Raw genomic sequence first — 24266 nt, forward strand, 5'->3', positions numbered from 1 at the left:
GGAGCCGGATTCGCGAGAGTTCGAAGGCGATATCCCCGCTCGGGCGTTATGGGCACGTCGGGTAGTCGACACCCGGCTCCGGATAGTGGGAAGTCGGTTTGACCGGGCTCGGCTCGTCTTCCGAAGGGTCGGCGGACGGTGTCCCGGTCTCGCTGCCGGGCGTGCTCGTCGACGGCGAAGTGGACCCTTCCGGGTCAGTCGTCGACTCCGGCGTGTTCGACGGCTCCGTCTCGTCCCGGGAAGTCGTCGTGGACGTCGGGCTCAGCGACTCCCCCGGAGGGATGTCGTCCCGTTTCGTGGTGGTCTGGTTCGTGCCCGTTCCCGGTTCCGGGACCTCGTTCCGCGGCGCGGTCTCCTGCGCCGGGTTCTGCTCGTCCGGTGTCAGCACGCCGTTCTCGGCGCCGGCAGCACCGTCGGCACGACCGTCACCGCCGCCGAGATCCTTCCCCGACGTGCCGGCACCCGGCAGGCTCGGCAGGTCCGACACCCCGAGTTCCGCGCCGGGGCCGCGCCCGGTCACGGCGGGCCGATCGCCCTTGCCGTGCATCCGGTCCTCGGCGATCCGCTGCGGCGGCAGCTCCACCGGTCCGCCCTGGACGGGCGGTGCGACCTGCGCCGGCAGCAACGCCAGCTCCGGCTGGCCGCCCCCGGACAGGCCCACGGTATGCGTCACGTCGGTGCCGAACACGGCCGGACCGGCGACGATCCCGACCGCGCCCGCGGCGGCCGTCGACGCCACCGCCAGGCCGACCTTCACCTTCGATCCGAGCAGAAGCGCCTTGACCGACGCGGCGAGCCCGGACAACGCCCCGCTCGCGTGGGCACCGGCGGCCGCCGGCACCAGCAAGGCGACGACACCGGCGTGCGCCCGCAGCGAAGAACAGACGTCACGCAGCTCGTCGTGTGTCGCCCGGCAGGACTGGCACCCGATCAGGTGGCTCTTGATCCGGCGGGCCTCGGCACCGGTGACACTGCCCGCGGTGAACCCGCCCAGCTTCTCCACCACGGCCCGGCACGAATCCGGCCCGCGGTTCACCGAAAGATGCGCTTGGAGGTACGCCGCCCGCAGCCCCTGCCGTGCCCGCCTGGCCAGCGCCGCCGTCGCGTTCGCGCTCAACCCGAAATGCGGCGCGACCATCGACGGCTGCTCGCCTTCGACCTCGGTCTGCCACAGCACCGAACGCCACCGCTCCGGCAGGCTCGTGAACGCCGTCGTGATCAGCGAATGTTCGGCCGTGCGGGCGTGCGTGTCCGCCCCCGCCCCGGCCCGGAAGGTCAGCTCGTCGTCGCTCACCGGCACGTCACGACGCGCGCCGTGCCACTCCCACGAGACCCGGCGAGCCACCGTCAGCAGATACGCCCGGACGTAGTCCCGCGGCCCGGCACCCCGGCGCAACGCCTGAAGCACCCGGAAGAAGGTTTCGGCCGTGATGTCCTCCGCCTCCGACCGGTCGGCGGCCAGACTGCGGGCCAGCCGCCGCACCGCGGCGGCGTGAAGTTCGAAAAGCTCCCCGAAGGCGGCGTCCTCCCCATCACGGAGACGCTGGAGCAATGCCTGCTCGTCGGATTCCGAGGCCGCCTGAAGCGGCACCGTGCCCTGCTCGGTCATCCGGCCAGGCACCTCCTCCCCGAAGGACTCACCATTCGGTCGAATGGGGACACCATACGGAGGTATGCAGCCGTCGTCACCCCTTGTACGCCAGGTGTGACACCGGAGCACCTGTAGGGGTGGGTCGAAACCGCTACAGAGGGTCGGTGTATGGTTGTTCCACTGCTTCAAACGAGTACCGGAGCAGAGCAAGACATGCGGATGTAGCGCAGCTGGTAGCGCATCACCTTGCCAAGGTGAGGGTCGCGGGTTCGAATCCCGTCATCCGCTCGCAAGTGGGCGTGGTGTGTCCAGGGAACGCCTGGACCATGGCTTGCTCACCATAATTCCCGGGGGCCCGAGCCCCCGGACCCCCGCGTTCCTTGTCGCTCGCGTTGGCGAGTCGGTTGTCGGGCGCGTTGATCTTTATGTGCCTCGCCATCGTCGTGCTGGGCTTTTCAGTTACTAAGTGCTACAGGTTCGGTGAGTGGGTTCACACGACCGTAGTAATTCGGATTGCGCATATGTCGGCGGCTCAGAGCGCGGGCGTTTTGAAGGGGTCGTGCTCGGACAGGAGCTTGTCGACGCGGGCCTGGTCGACTCTGCTGACGACGGTGTTCTCGTCCTGCCGGTCGCGGATGCACTTGGCGAGCGTGAACGCCGAAGTGGTCAGGAAGAGCATGCCGAGGGCGAGGAAGCCGCGGACCCAGCCGTCGACCGGCAGGTACCAGATGCCGACGATGACCGCGAGGAGTGCCAAGCCGAACGAGAGGGCGGCCTGGACGAAGAACGCGACGGTGGTGGGCGGCGCTGCGGAGGGTTTCGTCATGCGTACCACGGTCGCGCCGAGGTCCCCGCGGTGTCTTGAGTACGGCTACTCAAGAAGGGTTGCGTTCAGATCTCGTAGCCGTCCATCACGGTCGGCGCGACCGGCGACAGGTGGTCGTCGCCGCGTTCGGTGACCAGGCCGCGGGCCATCCGGTACACCTTGAACTCGTTGTCGTGGTCGGGATCCTGGTCGTCCCAGACGTGCAGGAGACCGTAGGAACCGGGCGCGAGATCGCCCACGCGGGTGAATAGGTCAACCAGCTCGGGCGCGATCGCCGTGCCGTGCTTGTCCATGCCGCCCAGATGCAGCACCGGCACCCCGGCGGCCCAGCGGAGGTCGAGCAGGTCGGCGTCGCCGAAGTCGCGGACGGCTCGGTGCACCCGCTCGACGATGCGCTCCAGCAGCGCGGCGTCGTCGTCACCGGAAGGGCTCGCTTGGATGGTCACCCACCCGTGGTATTCGAACACCCGCCTGAGTTTAGGCAGGTCCGCCCGCCAGCACGGCCGGCGCCCCGTCCCGCCGCAGCACGCTCTTGAAAATCTGTTCGCCGTGCTTCTCGAAGGCGGGCACGAGCTTGTCGCCGTACACGCACAACGTCCGTTCCCACGGGTGCCCGAGCGTGCCGAAGCGGAAGTCGTTCGCCAGGAACATGTGGTAGTCGGTGCGCGGGAACACCGGGACCGGCCACGGGTCGAGCGCGGCGTGCCGATGCGGGTAGAAGCGGTACGACTGGTGCTGCCAGTGGAGGACCCAGACCCACTCGTCCTCGGCGACGCAGTCCTTCAACGCCGCGAGCGCGACGCGGGCGACGTCGTTCTGCTCGACGGCGTACGGACCGAGCCGGAATTCCGGTGACGACCGGTCGAGACCCCCAGGCGCGAGATCCCACGCGACAGACGGCGCGGGTTCACGGAAACCGGGCCAGGCGTGCGCGTAGGTGCTCGGCCAGAACGCGAGCTTGTCGTAGACCCAGTACCAGGCGGGCTCATCTGCGACCCTGGAGATGGCTTCCCAAGCGTTGTTCACGAGCGACCCTCGGTGGTTCGGCCGATTAAGACTGGGAAAGCTTCGTGTTCGGGGCCCAAGTTGTCCAGCTCGTGGGCATTCTCCGCGAAATTGTCACCTGATCAGGTGTCTTGCGCCGTCGCCAGAACCGTGAGAATGACGGTGTGTGAACGGCGAGCCCACCGAATGCGGGCTCGCCGTCGTTCGTTCACGCGGCCGCCTCCCAAAGACTCATGAAGGCCGAGGCCTCACTCCGCACCCATGGCCGCACCTTGTCGCGATCGCGCGGCGACAACGCGAACTCCTTCGAGCGCCGGACGTCGATCACCAGCGGCCGCCCGCCCGGCCGCAGCTCGTCCATGGTCTGTTCGAGCAGCCACAGCACCATCTGCGCGGCGTCCCGGCTCAACGGCTCCTCCTTGAAGTAGAGCCACGTCACGTACACCGGGCCGTCGCCCTTGCGCAGGCCGAGATGGGGGTTGATGCCCACTTCGAGCGAGCCGAGCCGCCATCGCGACCGGCCGACCTCCGCCGTCCGCAGGTCGCGCCGCCCGACGTAGCGCAGCCAGCCGTTGGCGATCTCGGTGTAGTGCGGCCGTGTGCGCTCGTCCGCGTTCTCGACCAGCGCCCGCAGTACCTCGCGATCCCGCCCGGAGATCCGCCCGGCACGGATCGCGTTCGCGGCGCGGAGGTAGAAGTTGAACCCGCCCCGGGCCGGGTCCTCGTACTGACGGCGCCAGCGCCGGACGAACGAGGAACGCGAGGGACCCGAGCTCGTGCTGTACCCCACGAACGTGGGCAGGGTGATGTAGGCCATCCGTGTCTGCCTTTCGCCGCTGTTCCTGCTGTACAACGCCCATTTTAGAACACATGTACGACAGAAACCGGGGCTTTACGGGTGACGCGGGGAAGGCGGCCAAGGTCCTTCGAGCAGCTCGGCCGACTCTTCGAGGATCGGCACTTCGCAGACGTCCCTCGGGGTGAGGTCGGTCGGGATCCAGCCGTCGAGCATCGCCGACCACCGCGCGATCCCGCGCAACGACGGCGGCGACCCGAGCAGCTCGCCGACCTCGCTGACCAGCGCGCCGCCGGCCGCGGGCGAGAGGCGGCCTTCGACCATCGCGGTGAGCCAGCCGTGGACCAGCAGCCAGCGGGCGGCCGTCGGATCGGCGGGAAGTTCGAGCCCGAGTTCGTCGACGACCTGGCCGAACGCCTTGTCGACGGCGGCTTCGGCGGAGGATTCGAGCCCGGCGAGCAAGGCGAGGGACGGGGTGTCGAGTCCGGCGACGATCGCGTCCAGCCCGGCCTCGACCAGATGCGAGGTGCGGACGTCACGTCCGGCGAGCCTGCCGATGGCCAGCTCGCGCAGCGCGCCGCGACACTCGTCGATTTCCGTCACCCGGTACTTCCCACGTCCGCCACCGTACCGGCGGGACCGCTCGATCGCCGCTGACCAGCCGGAAGAGCATCACCCCGGTGGGTCCGCACCGTCGCCTCCGGACCGTGCTGGACCTGCGCCGAAACGGACGCAAGAATGCGAAAGACCAATATCAACCACCCGTCCGGGTCATGCGACACTGGCTGCCCACACCCGGCGGCAGGGGGCTATATGAGCTGGCAAGACGAGCTTCGGCAGCTGGACGTCGAGCTGGCCTCGGGTCGTATCGGGCACGCGGAGCACCGCAAAAGACGGGACGAACTGCTCGCCGAAGCCTCCGGCGGGGCGATGCCGTCGCCGGTCGCGTCGCCGTTGAGCCGTCCAAGCGCGCCGTGGCACAGCGCCAACCCGGCCATGCGGCAGGTCGAGCTGCCCACCGTCACGCTTCCGCCCGTGCCACCGCCGACCGCCGAAACCCCGAAGGCCAGGCACTCCGTGCCCCGCCTCCCCGACCACAAGACCACCGCGCCGTCGCCCGCCGACATCAACCCAACGGTGTACCTGCGCGCCGAGCCGTCCCAGCCCCGGCGCGCGGATACCCGGCAGCTGCCCCGCGACCTGCCGCCGCTGGCCCCCGACGCCGGTCCCCGGCACAGCGCTCCGGCCCCGGAGGACTACGCCGTCGTCGGCAAGAAGAAACCGACCTGGCTGTTCGTCGCCGCCGCCGTGCTGGTCGTGCTCGGGCTGGTCATCGGCGGCACCCTGTGGCTCGGTACGGCGAACGGTCCCGATCGGCAATCGCCGCCCGCCATCGCGCAGGCACCGGACGCCCTCGGCGGGCCAAGCGCCGGCCAGCCCGCTCCGGAGGCCACACTCGAGGACCGCGTTCCGGCGTTGCCCGGCTCGCCGCTCCCCGAGAACTCCACGGTCTCGCTCGACAAAGGGGTCGAGCTGAAGCTCTTCCCGAAGGAATCCGCGCAGATCTTCGCCCAGCACGGTGCCACCAGCGTCGTCTTCCGTGGCTCCAGCGACGGCGACACCGGCTATCTCGCGTACGTCATCCCCACGCGATCGGACGAAGACGCGAAGGCCGTCGTCGCCTACCTGATGCAGGCTTCCCAGGCGGGCGGATTCACCCTGCGGGCCGACGACCCCGAGACCGCCACCGGACGCGATGGGGCACGCCGCATGGACGGCACGTGGTACACCTCGGGCAAGGTCGCCGTCGTGCTGTGGGCGTCGCAGCCGTTCGCCCTGGACAAGAACAAGCTCCGCACCAGCCTCGACAAGACACGCGCCACCTTCAAGGAAGCGCTGCCGCCGAGCTGATCAGGCCTGGCCGCCCAGCGCGAGGACGTCGGTGAGGGTCCGCCGGGCCAGTTCCGCGCCGAACCGGCTCTCCACCACGGTCTTGCCCTCCTCGGACAGACGAATCCACAGCTTGTCGTCCTCGAGCAGGGTGGCGATCCGGTCGGCGAGTTCCTCGGCCGTCTCCCCGAGCAGAACGTCCTGACCGTGCGTGAGGTGCATGCCCTCGGCGGCGAGCGAGGTCGCCACGACGGGCACCCCGTAACCGAGGCTCTCGCCGAGCTTCCCCTTCACGCCGGCCCCGAACCGCAGCGGCGCGACGACCACCCGCGCGGTCTGGTAGATCTCATCGAGGTCCTCCACCCAGCCCCGCACGATGACGCCGTCGCGCTCGAGCTCGAGCACCGCGGGGGGCGGGTTGCTGCCGACGATCTGGACGACCGCGTCGGGCCTGCGCTCGCGCACGAGCGGCATGATCTCGGTGGCGATCCAGTGTGCGGCGTCCTGATTCGGCACGTGATCGAAGCCGCCGACGAAGACGATTCCGTCGCGACCGTCGGGAACCGACGAGGCCCCGTCGGCGTAGTGCACGTTCGACAGCACCTCGACCCTGGCCGACGGGACGAGTTCCCGCAGGAGCTCCCGTTCGACGTCGGACACGACGAAGGTGACGTCGGCGAGCCTGGTCAGGCCGAGTTCCGACTCGCGCAGCACTTCCGCGCGCCGGCGCAAGGTCACCTCTTCGCCCGTGTCGCCGAGTTGCGCGACCAGATCGGCCTGTCGGGTGAGCCGGACGAAGTGGAGATCGACGGTGTCGTAGGCGATGAGGCAGTTCGGCGCGTGCTGGCGGACCTGCTCGATCCACTGCCAGGCGACATGTGGCCGCGAGAGCACGGCCAGCCGCAGGTCGGGACCGGCGTCGCGCAGGAACTCCAACTGCTCGTCCACGCCGGTGATCACGGTGACGCCCATGCGGTACAGCCGGCTCGCGTACGGCTCCGGCACCGCGTTGTTGAACGGCATGAAGACGACGCGATGCCCCAGCCCGACGAACAGCTCGAGGATCCTGGCCATCCGCACCGACCCGGAATCCTTGTCCGGCGTGGGGATCTGGTGGTCGATCACGAGCACGGTGCCACCGCGATGGCCGTCCTCGGTGCGCTGCCGTGCCGACCACAACGCGCGCGCGTCGGCCGACGGAAGGTGGTCGCGCAGCTGGACGCTCCACTTGTCCACGAACACGCTGCGATTCAGTTCCTGGTGCCGCTTGACCCCGGCGGAGAGGTCGGTTCCGTTCGAGACACCCTCGTGGTGGACGACCACGGACGACGGCTGCACCATCGTCCGGAACCCGGCCGCCCGCACGGCGAACGCGAGGTCGGTGTCCTCGTAGTAGGCGGGTGAGAACCGCTCGTCGAACCCGCCGATCCGCTCGAACAGCTGACGGCGGACCAGTACCGCGGCCCCGGAGCAGTAGTCGACGTCGCGCAGTGCCTGGAACCAGGGTAGGTCCGGGTTCTGCAGCCTGCCGTAGTTCCAGCCGGAGCCGTCGGCCCAGATGATCCCGCCGCATTCCTGCAGCCTGCCGTCCGGGTAGACCAGCTTCGAGCCGACGAGCCCGACGTCCGGCCGGGTCTCCACGACGTCGACCAGTTCGTCCAGCCAGCCGGGCCGGACCTCGGTGTCGTTGTTGAGGAACATGACGAAGTCGCCGCGCGCGTGTCCGGCGCCGAGGTTGCACGCGCCGACGAAACCGAGGTTCCGTGGCGCCCGCACCAGCCGGATCCCGGCGCACTGCGCGACCCGGTCCGCGGAGTCGTCGCGCGACGCGTCGTCGACCACGATGACCTCGAACGGGGTGGCGGGCAGGTGACGCTGGATCGAGTCGAGGCAGGCACGCGTGTAGGACCAGTTGCCGTAGACCGGGATGACGACACTGACGATCGGCTCGTCGCTGGTGGTGACCGCGACCGGGCCGGGTACGGCCGCCCCGATCGGGTCTGCTCCCGTGGGACGGCCGAGCGCCGTCTCGTAGAAGTCACGCAGGCGAGTGCCCCGGGGAGCGAACTTCTCGATCGCGCCTCGGTACGTGCCGAGCACGCGCTGGACGAGCGCGGACTGCTCGGCGCGCAGCTGGGAGTTCTCGGCGGCGAGGCGACCGACCGTCTCGCTCAGCTGGACGTTGTTCCGGCCGAGCCACTGCAGCCGGTCGCGGTCGTTGGCCGCCTTCCGCTGCAGCAGGGCGAGTTCGTTCGCGGCCCGGCGGTGTGCGGCGCGGGCGCTCTCGGCCCGGGCGGCAGCCTGGTCGCGTTCCTCCGCCGCACGCCGTTCGGCGGCCGTGAGCTCCGCGATTTCGCCCGCCTGCCGGGCGGCCTGTTCGCCTGCCCGGAGCAGCCCGTCCTCGGCACGGTCCAGTGCGACACGCACCCGCTCCGCCTCGGCCGCGTGCGTCCGCGCTTCGGCGTTGGCCTTGGCGACCAGCGTCAGACGCGGGTCCACCAGCATGGAAGCGGTCGGCAGGGTGATCGGCGCCGGGGACGCGACCGCGATGAAGTAAGTGTGCGGCGCACCGGCGGAGACCTGCCACTCGTCGCCGTCGCCCCGCTCGAGCCGGAACAGCTCGGCCGCCGAGGTTCCGCCGTCGTGGATCAGCGAACCGACCGCGACGTTCTGCCGCAAGAGGGTGACGTGCTCGAAGCTCTTCTCCATCAACGTCCGGAACGCCGACTCGGTCAGCTCGTGGACGTGGAACGGGTTCTGGTTCCCGTGGTCGCCGCTGTACACGGCGATATCCGGGGTGCTGCACAGGAAGATCCCGCCCGGCGCGAGCCGGGCGCGGACGAGGGCCATCATCGCGTCCTGCGCCTCGACGTGTTCGATCGCCTCGAAACAGGTGATCAGCTCGAACGGCTCCGTCCCCGCGAGCGCCTCCGGGTCGGTGATCGAACCGACCTCGAAGGTGACCTCCGGATAGCGGGCGCGGGCGTGCTCCACGGTGACCGGGTCGATCTCCAGGCCGACCACCTCGGCGGCGGAACCGGCGAGCAGAGCGCTGCCGTAGCCTTCGCCGCTGGCGAGGTCGAGCACCCGTTTCCCGGCGGCGAACCGGGTGGCGAACGCGTAGCGGTGATAGTGCTCGTAGATCACCTGGACGTCATCGGCCCACGGCACGCACCGCTCGCCGGTCCATTCGATCAACCGCTCGCCAGGAGTCCCCTTGCCCATGACGAGGAGACTATCCGCCAGGGAGACCGGTCTTCACGTTCGCCTCCGGAGGCGGGCACGCCCCGCTACGATCGCGGGTGTGTTCGTCACTCCCCCACCGACGTCGTCCGGGCCGACAGAGCTGCTCAAGACACCGGAATCGTGGTTGCCGAACGAGCACAGCCTTTACCGGCCACGGCACAGCAGCCGGCAGCGGACGGCGCTGACCTGCGCGCTCGCCTTCTTCTTCGTCCCTGTGTTCTTGCTCGTCGTCGGCGTCCGGACCGAGCCGTTCGAAAACCGCCCGCTGCGTGAATTCCCCGGTTTCGGGGACGGTTGGAGCTTCTTCACCGGGCTGTCCGGCTGGGCGACCGACCACCTCCCGTTGCGCCAGGCCGGGGTGAACGCGGCGGACGGCATCAGTACCGGCGTCTTCGGCGACCCGCCCGGCGCCGCGGCCGGTGCGCAGGACAGCACGGCGGGGACCCCGAGCACGGGGCGCGTGCCGAAGGGACCGCAGGCCTACCCCCAGGTCATCGTCGGCAAGGACGGCTGGTTGTACTTCGGGGAGGACATGCACACCCGGTGCGAGCCGGTGATGGACCTCGACCGGGTGGTCACGTTGTTGAACCGGTTACGTCAAGCGGTCGAGGCGTCGGGACGCCGGTTCGAACTCGTCTTCGCGCCCGACAAGTCCACCATGAAGCCGGCGCAGCTGCCGGACCAGTACGCCGGTCATGACTGCGCGCCCCCGCGGACGGCCGAGTTCTGGGGCAAGGTGCCCGCCGCGACCAGGGCGATCGATCTGCGTGGCGCGCTCGCCGACACCGAGCGGCGCCTCGGCCGGTCGGTGTACGTCCCGAACGACACCCACTGGACGTTCGAAGCCGGGCTCACCATGACCTACGCGCTCGCGCAGGCGATCACGCCCGGGGTCACCGCGACCTGGGAGGCGAAGGAGAGCGGTATCCGGTCGTGGCCTGCCGACCTCGAGCGGCTGCTGGGGCGGCCGGTGGACCGCACTCTGCGGGCCTACGCGCTGGCTCCGGACGGCGGCGCCGATCGGACGCGGTACCTCGCCAGCGACTTCAAGACCCCGCTGCGGCTGACCCAGCCCGACACCCCCCGCGGCACCATCACGCCCAATATGGCGGTGGTCGCCGACTCGTTCAGCCAGTTCGCCAGCCCGTTCCTCGCCGCCACCTGCAGGGACCTGACGATCGTCCACACCGACACGGTGGCCGGGGGTGACGACGGGACGCTGAAGAATCTGTTCGAAGACCGGGACGTCGTCGTGTTCGAGTTCGTGGAGCGCAATGTGGTCGGCGGGTCGTCGGGGCTCCTGCGCGATGAGGCCATCGACCGGCTCGCCAGGGTCCTCGCGCAAATACCGAGGTAAGCCGACGACGGGCGGGATCGGACGCCCGAATATTACGACTAGGTGGTAGGTCGCGACGCTCGGCCGCCTCCCGTGCACAATGTGCCCGGTGCGGTCATGGAGGCCGCGACGACAAGATCCTTCGTCGCTCGGGGACGACTGATCCATAAGGGGGTACGGGGTGACCTGGCAGGAAGAGCTGCGCAGGCTCGACGAGGAACTCGCGGCCGGGAAGCTCACGGCCGACGATTACCGCACTCGGCGTGACCAGGTGCTCTCGCAGGCCGTGTCCTTTGAGCACCCCCAGGCCCCTCAGGTGCCGGGAGCGAACCCCGCCGAGACGCAGATCATCCAGCCGGTCGCGCCGCCGGGACAGCCCCCGCAGCCCTCGGCCGACGCGACCCAGGTGGTGTCGTCGTCCGACACCGGCGCCGCCGAACGCACCCAGGTCGTCCCGCCGTGGCAGCCCCAGCAACAGCCGCCCCAGCAACAGCACCCGCAGCAGCACCCCGGCTCGCCCGCGGGCGGGTTCCAGCAGCCGTACCCGCAGCGTCCCGGTGAGCACTCGCCGAGCGGCGGGTTCGCCCAGCCCGCGCCGCCGCCGCAGCAGCAGGGTGGCTGGAACACTCCGGAGGACCAGAGCCCGCCTTGGGGCGGTTCGGAGTTCCCGCCGCTGGCGCCGTCCGGCAACGACACGAGCTGGGTCAGCCAGGGACCGGAGTCGTTCCAGATCAAGCCGTCGTCCGGCAGCAAGCGCAAGATCGTCATCGCCGCGATCGCCGTCGTGGTGCTGGCCGGTGTCGGCGTCGGCGTGTGGGCGCTTCTCTCGAACACCGTCGGTGACAACCCCACCGCGCAGCAGACCTCGAGTCAGCAGCAGCCTCCGCCTCCGCCGAGCACGACGCCGCTCCCCGAACCGCCGGCGGCCAAGCCCGAGCCATCGGCCAACGCCGCGGCGCTGACCGACCTGACCGGCACGCCTCGCGCCGGTGGCGGCACGTTCGACATCGCGAAGCTGAAGACGGCCAAGTTCCTGCCGGAGCCGATGATCGCGCAGATCGAGCGCGCCAAGATGACCGAATGCCTGCTCAAGACCAACACCGACGGCGAGGTCACGCTCAGCCTGATCGCCCTCGACTTCCCTGACGCGCAGGGCGCCTCGAAGGTCGCCCAGGAGTATGGGAACGCACAGCTGGAGGGCGGTCTCACCGCCGATCGCGACCTCGCGATGCGCGGGGTACCGGTCTTCCTCGGGAACTCACCCGACTCGACCGTCTATCGCGCCGTGTACGTCCTTTACAACCGGGTGATCATCGTCGAGGCCTTCGGCCCCGAGGCGCAGGCCGAGCAGGCGTTCCGGACTCTGCTCAACGCGCAGGTCCAGAAGGCACCGCCGACCGAACGCAACAACTGACGACATCGATGTGCGGCACCGGGAACTTCGCTCGGTGCCGCACACTCCGCGGCCGCGCCGGATGATCAAGGCTGATGGACTCCGGCGGCGACATCTGGCTGCGGGAGGGGCTCGGGTGGTTAATCCATCCGAGTGAGACGGGCCGTGTCGGTGAACGTCCTCCCCCTCTGATGCGCCTTAAGGGCAGAGCATCGGAGCGTTCGGATGCCGGACGAGGAGGAGCCACCATGGCCTGGGAAATAGCCCTGGTCGCCGTGCTGGCCGTCGTGTTCGTCGTGCGGCTGGCGCTTCAGCTGAAGCGCGGCTGACCTCAGGAGCGGCGGGGGCTGACCAGGCCTGATTCATAGGCGAGCACCACCAGCTGCGCCCGGTCCCGTGCCCCGATCTTGGTCATGATGCGGCTGACGTGGGTACGCGCGGTCGCCGTCGAGATCACCAGATGCGCGGCGATCTCGTCGTTCGACATCCCGCCGGCGACCAGGCCGAGGACCTCGCGTTCGCGGTCGGTGATCTCGCGGACGGCGCTCACGTCGATCCGGCGGTTCTCCGGCCGGTCGACGAACTCCGCGATCAGCCGCCTGGTCACGGTCGGCGCCAGCAGGGCCTCGCCCGCGGCGACCACCTTCAGCGCCCGCAGCAGTTCCACCGGATCGGTGTCCTTCAGCAGGAAGCCGCTCGCGCCGGCACGCAACGCCTCGTAGACGTACTCGTCGACGTCGAACGTGGTCAGGACCAGGACTTTCACCCCGGCCAGCTCGGGATTCGCGGTGATCCGCCGCGTCGCTTCGAGCCCGTCGACGCCGGGCATCCGGACGTCCATCACGACGATGTCCGGCCGGTGTTCGACGGCGGCCGCGACGGCCTGCTCGCCGTCACCCGCCTCGGCCAAGACCTCGAACCCGTCCTCGGTCTCCAGCAAGACCCGGAAACCGGCGCGAACCAGCACCTGGTCGTCGGCGAGAACCACCCGGATCGTCATTCTTCCCCCTTGATGGGCAGGTCCACCCGGACCTGGAAGCCGCCGTCCACCACGGACGTCGTGAGCGCACCGCCCAGCGCGGCCGCCCGTTCGGACATCCCCCGCAGGCCGTGACCGGGCGCGGGATCGACGGCGCCACGGCCATCGTCGCGGACGAGCAGCGTCAGCGCACCGGTTCTCCGCTCGAAACTGACGTCGACACCCCGAGCCTGGTGCGCGTGGCGGACGACGTTCGTCAACGATTCCTGCAGGATCCGGTACGCGGCGCCGTCGACGGGCGCGGGCAGCTCCCCCGGCTCGCCGTCGACGCGGACCTCCAACCCGGCGGCGCGGGCGTGCTCGAACAGCTCGTCGGCCTGGGCGAGGCTCGGCGCGGGTGCCTTGTCCTCACCGGAACGCAGCACGGCCAACGTGGCGCGAAGGTCCTTCAGCGCCGAAGCGCTCGCCTCCTTGATGTTCAGCAGCGCCTCTTTCGCCTGCTCAGGACGCCGGTCGGCGACGTGCGCGGCGACCCCGGCCTGGACGTTGATCATCGCGAGACTGTGCGCGACGACGTCGTGCACCTCGCGGGCGATGGCGAGCCGCTCCTGTTCGGCCATCCGGTGCCGGTGCTCGTCGGCCTGCTCGCGGCGGGCCCGCGCGGCCGCCATCCCGTTGCGCACCGCCGTGCCGATCCCGACGACCGCGATCACCCAGACCAGCCCCAGCCCGGCCCGCAGATCGAAACCCGCCAGCCCGTGCCGGGCGAACAACGCGACCCCCGCCGCCGCCAGGAGCGCTCCACCGGCGCCGCCGGCGACGATCGGCCCGCGGATCTTGGTGAGCAGGAACAGCGCGATGGTCGGCAGCACGATCGCCGGTCCGCCCGGGTTGCCGGACGTGTAGTAGCCGAGCGTCAGCGCCGAGGTGAGCAGGAAGATCGTCATCGGGAAGCGGTGGACGATCAGCAGCGGTACCGCGATGGCGACCAGCCACAGCGCCCCGGACGTGGTCAGCTGCGGTGAGTCCGGCTGCCAGCGCGAGGCACCGCTCGTGGCACCGAGGACGAACCCCAGCGGCAGCACCACGCGCAGCACCCTGCCCACCCAGAGGCTCCACGGAAACCGTTCTTTCAGCAGCACAGGACGAAAGCTACCCGCGGCGGGGGCGCGTCGCGTCCGTTGAAAAGCGGCTTCCCGGTTACGCCGCCTGCGGTAGCCGTCGCCCGGGATGCGTCTTTCGTTTTTTTCGATTACCCTGGAGGGGTCCTGACCGGCCGAGGGAGGCGACATGACATCGACGATCGAACAGCACACCGTGCTGCCGCCTTCCGCCACCGAGCCGGACGCCCGTCGGGAACTCCGGCGGCTCGACGAGTTCATGGTCGCGGCATCCCGGGCCCAGCAGGCGAAACTGGTGGGCCCGGACGGTAGCGAAGTGACCCTGCCCGAGCAGGTCTACGACGTTCTCAGGGACGTCGTCAAGGCCATGTCCGAGGGCTTCGCCATCAACATCGCGCCGTTGAACGCCGTCCTGACCACCCAGCAGGCGGCCGACCTGCTCAACGTCTCCCGGCCGACCCTGGTCAAACTGCTGGAATCCGGCGAGATCCCGTTCGAGAAACCGGCACGTCACCGGCGGGTCCTCCTCAGTGACCTGCTCGAATACCGGGCACGCTCTCGTGCGGAACGGCAAGGATTACTCGATGAGCTGACAGCTTCGGCGAGCCGGGATGGCAGCGATGACATCGTCGACGGGTTCATCCAGACTCGCTAGCCGTGCCCTTTCCCGCCTTCCTCGATGCTTGCGTGCTCATTCCCATCCGATTGACGGATCTCTTGCTGCGCCTGGCCGAGACCGGCACTTACCGCGTTCTGTGGTCGGGCGAAGTGCTCGATGAGGTCGAGCGGAATCTCGTCGGGCATTTCGGTCTTGAGCCGGCGCGGGTGAAGCGACGATTGACCGGCATGCGCTCGGCCTTCCCGGACTCCGAGGTCACCGGCTACAGGCCGCTGATTCCTGCCATGACCAATCATCCGAAGGACAGACATGTGCTGGCCGCCGCGGTACACGCGAACGCCGCGGTGATCGTGACAGCGAATCTCAAGGACTTCCCGCCCTCAGCCCTCGAGCCCTACCGGATCGAGGCGATTCACCCCGACGACTTTCTGCTCGATCAGCTCGATCTGTATCCGGCGGCCACTCTTCGCTGCTTACGTGAACAGGTCAGCGCCCTCGAACGGCCACCGGAAACATTGAGCGAATTCCTCGAAAGATTCGAGAACACGGTTCCCGGCTTCAGCAAGGAATCACGTCGCCTGCTCGACCGCCGGTAGCCGTCGCAGGACCGAGATCATCATCAGCACTCCGCCGATCACCTGGACGGCCAGCACCGCCACATGGCCGGTGGATCCCATGGTGAACGCGGTGAACAAACCCCACGCCCCCGTGCCCGCCATCGCCCCGGCGCCGGTCCACACCAGCACCAGCCGCGGCCAGAACCGTCCGCGTGCCACGTTCGCCAGCGCGAGCGCGGCGAGCACACCGAGCACCGCGATCACGACGTCCTGACCGCGGGCCGCGATCCCGCCGGGCCCGAACGCCCAGATCGTGTGGCCGATCGCCGTGACGAGCGCGGCGGCGATGCCGAGCAGGCCCGCCACCCCGATCGTGCCCGGCTTCACGGTGCCGGTGACGACGAACCACCAGCGATCGCGGGCGTAGAGCACGAACGCGGTCAGCAGCAGGATGCCCTGCCAGGCGAAGCCGCCGTAGACGACGGCCCAGACCCAGTTCTCCAGCGGCATTTCGGTCAGCTGCGCCCTGGACAGATCGGCGACGATCACCGGGAGGTTCAGCACGATCGGCGCGAGCAGCCCGGTGCCGATCCAGATCGGGAACAGGACCAGCGGCGCGGGGATCCGGCGGCCCCAGGAGTAGGTGAACGCCAGCGCGAGGAGCACCGCGACGACGTCCATCCCGCCGGTGACCAGGTTCGCGAACATCATCACGTCGGAGTCCACAAAGGACGGATCGCGCAGGCCGAGGCCGCCGCCGGTGACCCAGGACGCCTTGAGGGTCAGGTACGGGAGAGTGCCCAGGATCGCGGCGTAGCAGACGATCAGGCGGACGCTGGAGATCTTGGGTGGGGCCATCGCTGCGGTCATGCTCCCCAGCGTCGGCGTCCGCGCCGCGGAAAGGCTCCCCCGCGAGCCTGGTCCACCTCCCCCTTCAGAAGGAGCCGGGCAGTTTCGCCGCGGTTTCCTCGTCCGCCGGGGTCAGCGTCGCCAGGGAGATCTCGGAACGCCTCCCGAGGTACAGGTACGAGAATTCGAATCGCAGCAGGCCGACGTCCGGGTGCAGGTACCGCTTGAGGACGATCCGCTCGCCGGAGACGTCGTGCTCCTTCCACATCCGCTCGAAGAGCTCGGACTCCTGCCGCAGCCGTTTGACCAGGTTCTTCCACGCCGGTTCGGCGATGTGCTCGGCCATCGCCGCGCGGAATCCGGCGACCACGCGGGGGAGGTTGACTTCCCAGTCCGGGAGCCGGCGGCGCCACTCGGGATTGGTCAGGCACTGGATCAGGGTGTTGCGGTCCTCGAACGGGATCGCGTCGAGGCCGCCCATCAGCCAGTCGTAGGCCCGGTTGTAGGCGAGGATGTCGCATCGCGCGTTGCGCACGCAGACCGGGAACGGCTCCAGTTTGTCCATCATCCGATGGACGTTCTGGCTGAGGAGCTTGCAGTCCTTGTCCAGTGGCGGCTCGGGCGCGCCGGCGAGGGTGAACAGATGCGTGTGCTCGTGCGGGTCGAGCCGCAGGGTGCGGGAGATCGCGTCCAGCACCTGCTCGGACGCGTTGATGTCGCGGCCTTGTTCGAGCCACGTGTACCAGGTGACCCCGACCCCGGCCAGCTGCGCGACCTCCTCGCGGCGCAGTCCCGGCGTGCGGCGCCTGCCGCCGACCGGCAGGCCGACCTGGTCCGGGGTGATGCGCTCGCGGCGACTGCGCAGGAAGGCGGCCAGCTCGTGCCGTCGCACCTCGGCCACTCGCGAATCGACGGTCATGGTCACCTCATCAGGTTCGCAAAGCTCGGAGCCGGTTACCAGGTAGTGGCGGTACCAGGATAACCACGCTCCTGGTACCAGGGTCGAGATCGGTTGATCGTGGTACTCATGACTTCCACGCAAGTTCCGGTGACGCCCGCTCGCGTCGCCGCCGGACCGGCCCTGACCTCGGCGGGCCTGGTCACCGTGCTGCTGGGGGCGGCACTTCCGCTCGTCGATTTCTTCATCGTCAACATCGCCCTGCCCGCGATCGGGTCGGATCTCCGCACCTCGTCCGCCACCTTGGAACTGGTGGTGGCGGCCTATGGGATCGCCTACGCCGTCCTGCTCGTCGTCGGCGGACGGCTCGGTGACGCCTTCGGCCGCCGCAAGCTGTTCCTGATCGGGCTGGCCTCCTTCACCTTCACCTCCCTGCTCTGCGGGATCGCGCCGACGGCGTTGACCTTGGTGCTGGCGAGGGCCGCGCAGGGGGCGGCCGCCGCGCTGATGCTGCCGCAGGTGCTGTCGATCATCCAGGCGACCACGACCGGCGAGCGCCGGTCCAAGGCGCTCGGTCTCTACGGCGCGACAGCCGGGCTTTCGATGGTGCTCGGCCAGTTCCTCGGTGGGGCACTGGTGGCCGCGGATCTCTTGGGCACCGGCTGGCGGCCGATCTTCCTGGTCAACGTGCCCGTCGGCATCGCCGGTCTGCTGATCGCGCGACGGCTGATCCCGGAGAGCCGCTCGCGGAACCCGCTCGGCGTCGACCGTCCCGGCACGGTCTTCCTCGCGATCGCGCTGGTGTCGCTGCTGCTCCCGCTGGCGGAAGGGCCGGTGCTGGGCTGGCCACTGTGGACGATCGCGCTGCTCGTCGTCTTCCCGTTCGCCGCGGCCGGATTCGTCCACGTCGAACGCCGGCTGGAACGCCAAGGCGGGGTCCCGTTGCTGCCGCCTTCGGTGCTGCGGATGCCGAGCGTGCGGCAGGGGCTGCTGGTCGGGGTGCCGTTCTTCGTCGGGTTCAGCGCGTTCATGTTCGTGTTCGCGGTGACGCTGCAGGACGGCCTGCACCTCGGCCCGCTGGGTTCCGGACTGGCGACGGCGCCGCTTTCGCTCGCGTTCTTCGCGATGTGCCTGGTCAGCAGCCGTCTGGTGACGCGGTTCGGGCAGCGGGTGGTGGCCGCCGGTCTCTCGGTGCAGTTGCTCGGGCTGCTGACGCTGATCGGCACCGTGCTGCTGGAGTGGCCGGATCTGGGGGTGCTCGATTTCGTGCCGGGGATGCTGCTGTGCGGTCTCGGTCAGGGGCTGGCGATGACGACGGTGTTCCGGATCGTCCTGTCGAAGGTGCCGCCGGAGATCGCCGGGGTCGGCAGCGGGATGTTGACGACTTCGCAGCAGGCCGCGATGGCGTTGGGCGTGGCGACGCTGGGGACGTTGTTCGCGTCGACCGACGCCGGGCCGCTCGGGATGAAGGGCGCGTTCGTGCTGGTCATCGGGATTCAGGCGGTGCTGACGGTCGGGGTGATCACAGTGGCCCGGCGGTTGCCGGATCCGCGAACCTGAGAAAGTTCGATTTCACCCGTCGGAGTCGCGGCTCCCCGAGCGACGATGGGGATGTGACGGAACCACGGGTGCACCGGGACCCGGCCTTCGCGCTGCTTTCGCTCTACGAGACGGCGCTGCCGGAGGTTTACGGGTACCTGCTGTCCCGGTGCGGTGATCGCACCCTCGCCGAGGAGCTGACGTCCGAGACGTTCCTCGGCGCGGTGAGGGCCTGTCGCAAGGAGTTCGCACCTCCAGTGAGCACCGGGTGGCTGATCGGCGTCGCCCGGCACAAGCTCGCCGATCACTGGCGGCGCAAAGCACGTGAGGAACGCGGGCTGCGGCTCGTCCACGAGGAGGACTACACCGATCCGTGGGACGAACGACTGGACGCGCTTCTGGCACGCGAGGTGCTCGCGTCGCTCGGAGCGCATCACCAGGCCGCGTTGACGCTTCGCTACGTCGACGGCCTCCCGGTACCGGAGGTCGCCGGCCATCTCGAGCGCACCGTGCACGCCACGGAGGCGTTGCTCGTGCGGGCCCGTGCCGCGTTCCGGCGTGCTTACCAGGAGAAGGAGGGTCGCGATGCCTGATCCGTTCGACGCGCTTCGCGCGCCCTCGCAGCCTGTCGAGCCTGACCCGCTCTTCGCCGCCGAACTGCGCGACAACCTTCGTCGCGCCGTCCTGAACGGAGCCGATATGACGGAAACACTCACTACCGAAGCCGAAGTTCGCTCTTTGACGCCGTACCTCGTGGTGACGGACGCCCGTGCCGCGCTCGATTTCTATGTCGAGGTGTTCGGGGCGCGGCGACGGTCCGATCCGGTCGTGATGGAGGACGGCCGCGTCGGGCACGCGGAGCTGGCCATCGGGGACAGCGTGCTGATGTTCGCGGAGGAATTCCCCGAACTGGGCATCGTCGTGGCGCCCACCGGTGGCCCGTTGATCCGGGTCGAGGTCGCGGACGCGCACGCGTCGGCCGCGCGGGCCGTGGAGCGGGGCGCGGAACTGCGGCGTCCCGTCGCGGACGAGGGCCACGGGCTGAGCGGGGAGATCAAGGACCCGTACGGCCAGCGGTGGCTTGTCGCGCAGGCGACGCCTCGGCCCGCCTCGGGACCTACGCCGATCCGGCACGGCGAAGCGGGCTACTTCACCTTCCAGGTCCCCGACGACGAACGCGCGAAGGCGTTCTACGGCGCCGTTCTGGGCTGGCAGTTCTCGCCGGGGCGGGTCGAAGGCGGCTGGGGTGTCGAAGGTTCCGGCCTGCAAGGTGGACTCTGGGGCGGCCCGGGACGGCAGGTGGGCTGGAAACTCATGTACGCCGTCGACGACCTCGCCGCCGCCCTCGACCGTGTCCGCGCCCAAGGCGGCCAGGCAGGCGAAACCGAACAGCAGCCCTACGGCCTGAGCGCCGACTGCGTCGATGACCAGGGCATCGAATTCTGGCTCTGGGAGCAGCCGCACCCGTGACCTCGTGAGCGTCAGCGGCCGGCCGCGTAGCCCTGCATGCCGCGCGCGTTGGCCGCGGCGCGGAGCACGCCGGCGGACCGCGACACGGCCGAAAGCCGCCCGAGCGCCCAAGGTCCCGCGTCGACGACGGCGTGCCCGCGGGCAGCGAGAGCGTCCATTGTGGACTGACCGAGCCGCGATTCGACCACGATTTCCCGCGGCGTCCACGAACGCGGATAGAACGAACTCGGGAACGCGGTCGTATGCCACGCGGGCGAGTCGATCGACTCCTGCAGGTTCAGCCCGCCGACCGTGTGCGCCAGCCAGAAACACAGCTGCCACTGGTCCTGCTGGTCGCCGCCGGGCGTCCCGAACGCGAGCACCGGCTCGCCGTCACGCAGGCCCATCGACGGCGAAAGCGTGATCCGCGGCCGCTTCCGAGGCGCCAGCGAGTTCGGCAACCCCTGTTCCAGCCAGAACATCTGCCCCCGCGAGTCGAGACAGAATCCCAGTTCCGGGATCGTCGGGCTCGACTGCAACCAGCCACCCGACGGCGTCACCGAGATCATGTTCCCGGCCGCGTCGACGACGTCGATGTGCACGGTGTCGCCGCGAGTCTCGCCCAGCGGCCCGACCGTCGGCTCCCCGGTCGCACCGGAACCGGATTCCAGTCCGCGCAGCTTTTCGAGAATCGCGGGCAGCCGCGGCGAGGGGCCTCCTGGCCGGAGTTCGGCGGACGCTTCTTCGGTGATCAACGCGCGGCGGGAGTCCGCGTACTCGCGCGAGATCAGCAACTCGATCGGCACGTCGGACGAATCCCCGTACCAAGCCTCACGATCCGCGAACGCCAGCTTTGTCGCCTCGACGGCCAAGTGCACCGTGCGTTCCGTCGGGATCCCGTCCACATAGGACAATTCATCGCGCAGGCCGTCCAGCAACCGCGCCTGCTGCAGCAGCGCCGGGCCTTGCGTCCAGGCGCCCATCTTCACCAGGCCCCAGTCACCGAAGTCGACCTGCAGCGCGTCCTCGTACGTCGCTTCCCAGCCCGCGATGTCCTCGCCGGTGAGGAGACCGGCGTGATCGCGCCCGGAATCGTCACGGAAAGCCTTGCGACTGAACGCTTCGATCGCCTCGGCGACGAAACCTTGCGACCACGCGCGGCGCCCGGCGTCGATCTGCGCCTCCCGCCCGCTGACCGACTCGGCCTCGGCGACCAGCCGCTCCCACGTGTCCGCGAGAGCGGGGTTGCGATGCAGCCCTTCGGCGGGCTTGCCGTCAGGCAGCCACAACGCCGCCGACGTCGGCCAATGTTCGGTGAAGAGGTCCTGTACCGCGCGGATCGTGTCACCGACCCGGCTGACCAGCGGAATCCCGTTGCGCGCGTACGAGATCGCGTAACCGAGCACGTCGCGCAACGACTTCGTGCCGTGATCCCGCAGGAGCAGCAGCCAGCCGTCCCACGCGCCGGGGACGGTCGCGGGGAGCAACCCGCTGCCGGGAATCAGGTCGAGCCCGAGCTCCGCGAAGTACTCCGGCGTCGCGGCCGCGGGCGAGACCCCCTGACCCGCGAGTACGCGCGGGGTGCGATCAGCGGCGGTGACGAAGATGCCGGGGACCTGCCCCGCCGGGCCGCACAGATGCGGCTCGGCGACCTGCAGGACGAACCCGGCCGCCACCGCCGCGTCGAAGGCGTTGCCGCCGTTTTCGAGCACCGCCATCCCGGTGGCCGAGGCCAGCCAGTGCGTCGATGCCACCATGCCATGGGTGCCGGCCAGTTCCGGCCTGGTCGTGAACACGAGGCCGATACTACGCTTTGCTAACTACTTTTTCAGTCCCAGCAGCTGAAGAGGGCATGACCAATGCAGTGGGGGCGCCAGCGCTGGGCGGCATAGTGGTTCTTCCAACGCGGTGCCGTGACGTCAATCGGCGCTTCAAGTTCGGCCCGGGAGTACAACCGATGCCCGGGAAGGAGCTCTCTCAGAACAGCCAGCAATCCCGGCTCGTCGACGAAGGTGATCGTTCCGAAGCCGATGGCTGCGTCCGCGATGCCGAAGATCTCCCACCTTCCGTCCTCGTCCCACTCCTGTGTCCACACCACCGCGACGGTTCGATGGTCATAAGCGATCTCGCCGGTGTCGAAGTTCCGTCCCGCTTCGCACGGCACGAAGCGGGCGACCTGGCCACGTGTTCGCCGGGCCGCCTCGTAACAGACCTTCCGGAACTCCTTCTCCTCCAGCACCCACCGAAACTATCCTCGCGCGGTCACCGGAGCGTCATAGTTTTCGAGCGTCGCCGCGTTCGCCGCCCGCGAGGTGATCCAGGTGAACACCTTCGTCATCGGCCGGGAGCCCAGCACCCGGTACAGGAAGTTCCGGTAGCCGACCATGAACCGGGTCTTCGGCGCGAGGAACGTGCCGATCCCGGCCGCCTGCTTCTGCGAGACCTTCACCGGACCGCGCAGCTTCTCTTCGTAGCGCGCGAAAGCGACTTCGTGGTCGCCCTGCGCGGCGGCGAGTTCCCCGGCCAGGACGTACGCGCCCATCATCGCGAGCCCGGTGCCCGAACCGCCCGGGCCCGCGCACCAGGCCGCGTCACCGAGCAGCACGACCCGGCCCTGTGACCACTTGTCGAGGTGGATCTGGCTGAGCGAATCGAAGTACAACGCCTCGGCGTCGCCGAGGCCTTCAAGCAGCGTCGGGGCTTCCCAGCCGAAGTCGGCGTAGCGCTCGACAAGGATCTTCTTCTGCGCGTCGCCATCGCGGCGACGCACCTCCAGCGACTCCGACGCGAAGACCAGGCTGACGTTGAGGGCCGAACTGTCGCGACCGCTGGCGACCATGACCGTGCGGCCGGGGACGCTGCAGATCTGGCCGAGGTGGTCGAGGCCGAGGTGGTTCGGCACGGTGAAGCCCGCGGCATGGAAGCCGAGGTCGGTGCGGAATCGCTCTTCGTCGCCGAACGCCAGCCGGCGCACGCCCGAGTGCAGCCCGTCCGCGCCGACGACCAGGTCGAATCTGCGTGACTCGCCGTGGGCGAAGGCGACATCGACACCGTCCTCGACCTCGTCCAGCCCGGTGATCCAGTCACCGAAGACGTACTCGACGTCGTCTTTCGTGTGGTCGTAGAGGATGCGAGTCAGATCTCCGCGCTCGATCTCGACTTCGCCGCTGAAGAAGACCGAAGGCATCTGCGCGACCTTCTTACCCCGGACGTCGACGATGACCTGCGCGCCCATCGCGGTCTCCTTCGCTCGGATGTCGTCGAGGATTCCCATGCGCTTCAGCAGGGCCATCTGCTCGCCGCGGAAGTCGACCGCGCTGCCGCCTTCACGCAGAGCCGGGGCGCGTTCGACGACGGTCGGCGCGAATCCGCGCTTGCGCAGCCAGAAGGCGAGGGCCGGGCCCGCGATACCGGCGCCGGAGATCAGAACGGTGGTCGTCATGGCTGCTCCCTGGGGTTCGTGGTGGTGACGGGACGACCGTACGGCAGATTTGCACGCTTGGTCAATCCATTTGGTTAAACCAAGTGGATAAACCGTGTGGTCTAGGATCTCGGGCATGGGTAACCGCGAGGACCTGATGGCGGGCGCCATCCAGTGCTTGAAGGAAAAAGGCTGGTCACGCACGACAGTGCGGGACATCGCGACGGCGGCCGGGGTCAGCCACGCGGCGATCGGCTACCACTTCGGCTCGCGCGAAGCCCTCCTGCTGACGGCGTTCTCACAGGCGATGGACGACTGGGGCCGGGAGATCCAGGTCGAGATGATGAGCGCCGTCGACCCCGACGCGTCACCCTCGGAGCAGTACGCGGCGTCCTGGCGCGCGATGATCGACTCCTACGGGCGCAACCGGCAGCTGTGGATCGCCTCGATCGAGGCGTTCGTGCAGTCCGAACATCACCCTGAGCTGCGGAAGCAGCTCGCCGCCGCCCAACGCGAGGGCCGCCGGGGAATGGCGGCGGGCATCCTCGGGATCGACGAAGACACCCTCACCGAGGCGGACGAGCGGCGGATCGGCGCGGTGGCCACGGCCCTGAACTCGGGGGTGATGCTGCAGCACATGCTCGACCCGGAGAACGGCCCGACGGCCGAGGAGGTCGTGGAGGGGCTGATGAAGCTCGTCTCCCTCGTGTCATGAACGGGCCGTTCCTGGCGAATCTCGCCAGGAACGGCC

24 protein-coding genes and 1 tRNA gene are annotated in these 24266 nt (G+C 69.3%); 11 read left to right on the top strand and 14 right to left on the bottom strand.

All coding sequences use genetic code 11. The features are described from left to right. Positions 1–46: 46 nt before the first annotated feature. On the bottom strand, positions 47–1609 hold the full coding sequence (locus CVV72_RS28500; RefSeq protein WP_219146692.1) for a sigma-70 family RNA polymerase sigma factor: 1563 nt from the start codon (positions 1607–1609) through the stop codon (positions 47–49). Positions 1610–1806: 197 nt separating this feature from the next. On the opposite strand from CVV72_RS28500, the gene CVV72_RS28505 reads away from it, so the two are divergent. Next, positions 1807–1879 (top strand) — tRNA-Gly (locus tag CVV72_RS28505). A 244-nt stretch (positions 1880–2123) separates the two neighbouring features. Here CVV72_RS28505 and CVV72_RS28510 read toward each other — a convergent pair. The 5 genes from CVV72_RS28510 to CVV72_RS28530 form a co-directional block, all read right to left on the bottom strand. Then, a complete protein-coding gene (locus tag CVV72_RS28510; protein WP_219146693.1) occupies positions 2124–2417 on the bottom strand; it encodes a YiaA/YiaB family inner membrane protein in 294 nt (97 codons plus the stop codon). Between the two features lie 65 nt (positions 2418–2482). Next, positions 2483–2884, bottom strand: coding sequence for an immunity 7 family protein (locus CVV72_RS28515; protein ID WP_219146694.1), 402 nt, complete (start codon positions 2882–2884; stop codon positions 2483–2485). Positions 2885–2894: 10 nt separating this feature from the next. Continuing rightward, complete coding sequence (locus tag CVV72_RS28520) at positions 2895–3443, bottom strand: DUF2716 domain-containing protein (RefSeq protein ID WP_219146695.1); 549 nt, start codon at positions 3441–3443, stop codon at positions 2895–2897. Positions 3444–3630: 187 nt separating this feature from the next. Next, positions 3631–4239 (bottom strand): hypothetical protein, encoded by a 609-nt coding sequence (locus tag CVV72_RS28525; RefSeq protein ID WP_219146696.1) that lies wholly within the window; start codon positions 4237–4239, stop codon positions 3631–3633. Positions 4240–4314: 75 nt separating this feature from the next. After that, on the bottom strand, positions 4315–4821 hold the full coding sequence (locus tag CVV72_RS28530; RefSeq protein WP_219146697.1) for a hypothetical protein: 507 nt from the start codon (positions 4819–4821) through the stop codon (positions 4315–4317). Between the two features lie 210 nt (positions 4822–5031). Here CVV72_RS28530 and CVV72_RS28535 point away from each other — a divergent pair, with 210 nt between their 5' ends. Then, complete coding sequence (locus tag CVV72_RS28535) at positions 5032–6129, top strand: hypothetical protein (RefSeq protein WP_219146699.1); 1098 nt, start codon at positions 5032–5034, stop codon at positions 6127–6129. Here the strand turns inward: CVV72_RS28535 and CVV72_RS28540 are convergent, their stop codons facing one another. Next, the gene (locus CVV72_RS28540; protein WP_219146700.1) at positions 6130–9333 is read right to left on the bottom strand and encodes a glycosyltransferase; all 3204 of its coding nucleotides are present in this window, start codon (positions 9331–9333) and stop codon (positions 6130–6132) included. It abuts the gene before it with no gap. 79 nt (positions 9334–9412) lie between these two features. Between CVV72_RS28540 and CVV72_RS28545 the strand changes: the two genes are divergently transcribed. The 3 genes from CVV72_RS28545 to CVV72_RS28555 all read left to right on the top strand — a co-directional run bounded on the left by CVV72_RS28545 (position 9413) and on the right by CVV72_RS28555 (position 12412). Further along, entirely contained in the window at positions 9413–10711 is a 1299-nt protein-coding gene (locus tag CVV72_RS28545; RefSeq protein ID WP_255632295.1) for a hypothetical protein, read from the top strand. 160 nt (positions 10712–10871) lie between these two features. After that, complete coding sequence (locus CVV72_RS28550; RefSeq protein WP_219146702.1) at positions 10872–12104, top strand: DUF1707 domain-containing protein; 1233 nt, start codon at positions 10872–10874, stop codon at positions 12102–12104. 74 nt (positions 12105–12178) lie between these two features. Then, positions 12179–12412, top strand: a complete 234-nt coding sequence (locus tag CVV72_RS28555; RefSeq protein ID WP_219146703.1) for a hypothetical protein — start codon at positions 12179–12181, stop codon at positions 12410–12412. 2 nt (positions 12413–12414) lie between these two features. On the opposite strand, the gene CVV72_RS28560 is transcribed toward CVV72_RS28555, so the two are convergent. Continuing rightward, on the bottom strand, positions 12415–13083 hold the full coding sequence (locus CVV72_RS28560; RefSeq protein WP_034309531.1) for a response regulator transcription factor: 669 nt from the start codon (positions 13081–13083) through the stop codon (positions 12415–12417). Further along, complete coding sequence (locus CVV72_RS28565; protein WP_219146704.1) at positions 13080–14204, bottom strand: sensor histidine kinase; 1125 nt, start codon at positions 14202–14204, stop codon at positions 13080–13082. The genes CVV72_RS28560 and CVV72_RS28565 overlap by 4 nt, the downstream gene beginning before the upstream one ends. A gap of 148 nt (positions 14205–14352) precedes the next feature. Here CVV72_RS28565 and CVV72_RS28570 point away from each other — a divergent pair, with 148 nt between their 5' ends. Both CVV72_RS28570 and CVV72_RS28575 read left to right on the top strand, forming a co-directional pair. Continuing rightward, entirely contained in the window at positions 14353–14838 is a 486-nt protein-coding gene (locus tag CVV72_RS28570; RefSeq protein WP_219146705.1) for a helix-turn-helix domain-containing protein, read from the top strand. A 2-nt stretch (positions 14839–14840) separates the two neighbouring features. Next, positions 14841–15398, top strand: a complete 558-nt coding sequence (locus CVV72_RS28575; RefSeq protein ID WP_255632296.1) for a PIN domain-containing protein — start codon at positions 14841–14843, stop codon at positions 15396–15398. On the opposite strand, the gene CVV72_RS28580 is transcribed toward CVV72_RS28575, so the two are convergent. Continuing rightward, positions 15372–16229: a hypothetical protein gene (locus tag CVV72_RS28580; RefSeq protein WP_255632297.1), complete on the bottom strand. Its 858-nt coding sequence runs from the start codon at positions 16227–16229 to the stop codon at positions 15372–15374. The two genes, CVV72_RS28575 and CVV72_RS28580, sit on opposite strands and share 27 nt — an antisense overlap. A gap of 64 nt (positions 16230–16293) precedes the next feature. Beyond that, a complete protein-coding gene (locus CVV72_RS28585) occupies positions 16294–17127 on the bottom strand; it encodes a helix-turn-helix transcriptional regulator (protein WP_219146707.1) in 834 nt (277 codons plus the stop codon). Positions 17128–17235: 108 nt separating this feature from the next. Between CVV72_RS28585 and CVV72_RS28590 the strand changes: the two genes are divergently transcribed. The 3 genes from CVV72_RS28590 to CVV72_RS28600 are packed head-to-tail and all read left to right on the top strand — an operon-like array spanning position 17236 to position 20115. Next, entirely contained in the window at positions 17236–18666 is a 1431-nt protein-coding gene (locus CVV72_RS28590; protein ID WP_219146708.1) for an MFS transporter, read from the top strand. Between the two features lie 53 nt (positions 18667–18719). After that, positions 18720–19238, top strand: coding sequence for an RNA polymerase sigma factor (locus CVV72_RS28595; RefSeq protein WP_034309873.1), 519 nt, complete (start codon positions 18720–18722; stop codon positions 19236–19238). After that, positions 19231–20115, top strand: a complete 885-nt coding sequence (locus CVV72_RS28600; protein ID WP_219146710.1) for a VOC family protein — start codon at positions 19231–19233, stop codon at positions 20113–20115. Before CVV72_RS28595 ends, CVV72_RS28600 begins: the two co-directional genes overlap by 8 nt. An 11-nt stretch (positions 20116–20126) precedes the next feature. Here CVV72_RS28600 and CVV72_RS28605 read toward each other — a convergent pair whose 3' ends face one another. From CVV72_RS28605 to CVV72_RS28615, 3 genes are read right to left on the bottom strand one after another with little or no spacing between them, the layout of a single operon-like run. Continuing rightward, positions 20127–21890 carry a gamma-glutamyltransferase family protein gene (locus tag CVV72_RS28605; protein WP_219146711.1) on the bottom strand — a complete coding sequence of 588 codons (1764 nt, stop codon included), beginning with the start codon at positions 21888–21890 and terminating at the stop codon, positions 20127–20129. 32 nt (positions 21891–21922) lie between these two features. After that, entirely contained in the window at positions 21923–22333 is a 411-nt protein-coding gene (locus tag CVV72_RS28610) for a hypothetical protein (protein ID WP_219146712.1), read from the bottom strand. Positions 22334–22342: 9 nt separating this feature from the next. Beyond that, the gene (locus CVV72_RS28615; protein WP_219146713.1) at positions 22343–23536 is read right to left on the bottom strand and encodes an FAD-dependent monooxygenase; all 1194 of its coding nucleotides are present in this window, start codon (positions 23534–23536) and stop codon (positions 22343–22345) included. Positions 23537–23651: 115 nt separating this feature from the next. Between CVV72_RS28615 and CVV72_RS28620 the strand changes: the two genes are divergently transcribed. Continuing rightward, positions 23652–24230, top strand: coding sequence for a TetR/AcrR family transcriptional regulator (locus tag CVV72_RS28620; RefSeq protein WP_219146714.1), 579 nt, complete (start codon positions 23652–23654; stop codon positions 24228–24230). Positions 24231–24266 lie beyond the last annotated feature (36 nt).

The organism is Amycolatopsis sp. TNS106 (assembly GCF_019330265.1).
Lineage (GTDB): Bacteria > Actinomycetota > Actinomycetes > Mycobacteriales > Pseudonocardiaceae > Amycolatopsis > Amycolatopsis lurida.

What these genes read in the sequence shown, in the direction of transcription:
- CVV72_RS28500 (WP_219146692.1), bottom strand. Translation starts at nt 1,609, where the DNA reads ATGACCGAGCAGGGCACGGTGCCGCTTCAGGCGGCCTCGGAATCCGAC.
- CVV72_RS28510 (WP_219146693.1), bottom strand. Translation starts at nt 2,417, where the DNA reads ATGACGAAACCCTCCGCAGCGCCGCCCACCACCGTCGCGTTCTTCGTC.
- CVV72_RS28525 (WP_219146696.1), bottom strand. Translation starts at nt 4,239, where the DNA reads ATGGCCTACATCACCCTGCCCACGTTCGTGGGGTACAGCACGAGCTCG.
- CVV72_RS28535 (WP_219146699.1), top strand. Translation starts at nt 5,032, where the DNA reads ATGAGCTGGCAAGACGAGCTTCGGCAGCTGGACGTCGAGCTGGCCTCG.
- CVV72_RS28540 (WP_219146700.1), bottom strand. Translation starts at nt 9,333, where the DNA reads ATGGGCAAGGGGACTCCTGGCGAGCGGTTGATCGAATGGACCGGCGAG.
- CVV72_RS28555 (WP_219146703.1), top strand. Translation starts at nt 12,179, where the DNA reads ATGGACTCCGGCGGCGACATCTGGCTGCGGGAGGGGCTCGGGTGGTTA.
- CVV72_RS28560 (WP_034309531.1), bottom strand. Translation starts at nt 13,083, where the DNA reads ATGACGATCCGGGTGGTTCTCGCCGACGACCAGGTGCTGGTTCGCGCC.
- CVV72_RS28570 (WP_219146705.1), top strand. Translation starts at nt 14,353, where the DNA reads ATGACATCGACGATCGAACAGCACACCGTGCTGCCGCCTTCCGCCACC.
- CVV72_RS28580 (WP_255632297.1), bottom strand. Translation starts at nt 16,229, where the DNA reads ATGACCGCAGCGATGGCCCCACCCAAGATCTCCAGCGTCCGCCTGATC.
- CVV72_RS28585 (WP_219146707.1), bottom strand. Translation starts at nt 17,127, where the DNA reads ATGACCGTCGATTCGCGAGTGGCCGAGGTGCGACGGCACGAGCTGGCC.
- CVV72_RS28590 (WP_219146708.1), top strand. Translation starts at nt 17,236, where the DNA reads ATGACTTCCACGCAAGTTCCGGTGACGCCCGCTCGCGTCGCCGCCGGA.
- CVV72_RS28600 (WP_219146710.1), top strand. Translation starts at nt 19,231, where the DNA reads ATGCCTGATCCGTTCGACGCGCTTCGCGCGCCCTCGCAGCCTGTCGAG.
- CVV72_RS28615 (WP_219146713.1), bottom strand. Translation starts at nt 23,536, where the DNA reads ATGACGACCACCGTTCTGATCTCCGGCGCCGGTATCGCGGGCCCGGCC.
- CVV72_RS28620 (WP_219146714.1), top strand. Translation starts at nt 23,652, where the DNA reads ATGGGTAACCGCGAGGACCTGATGGCGGGCGCCATCCAGTGCTTGAAG.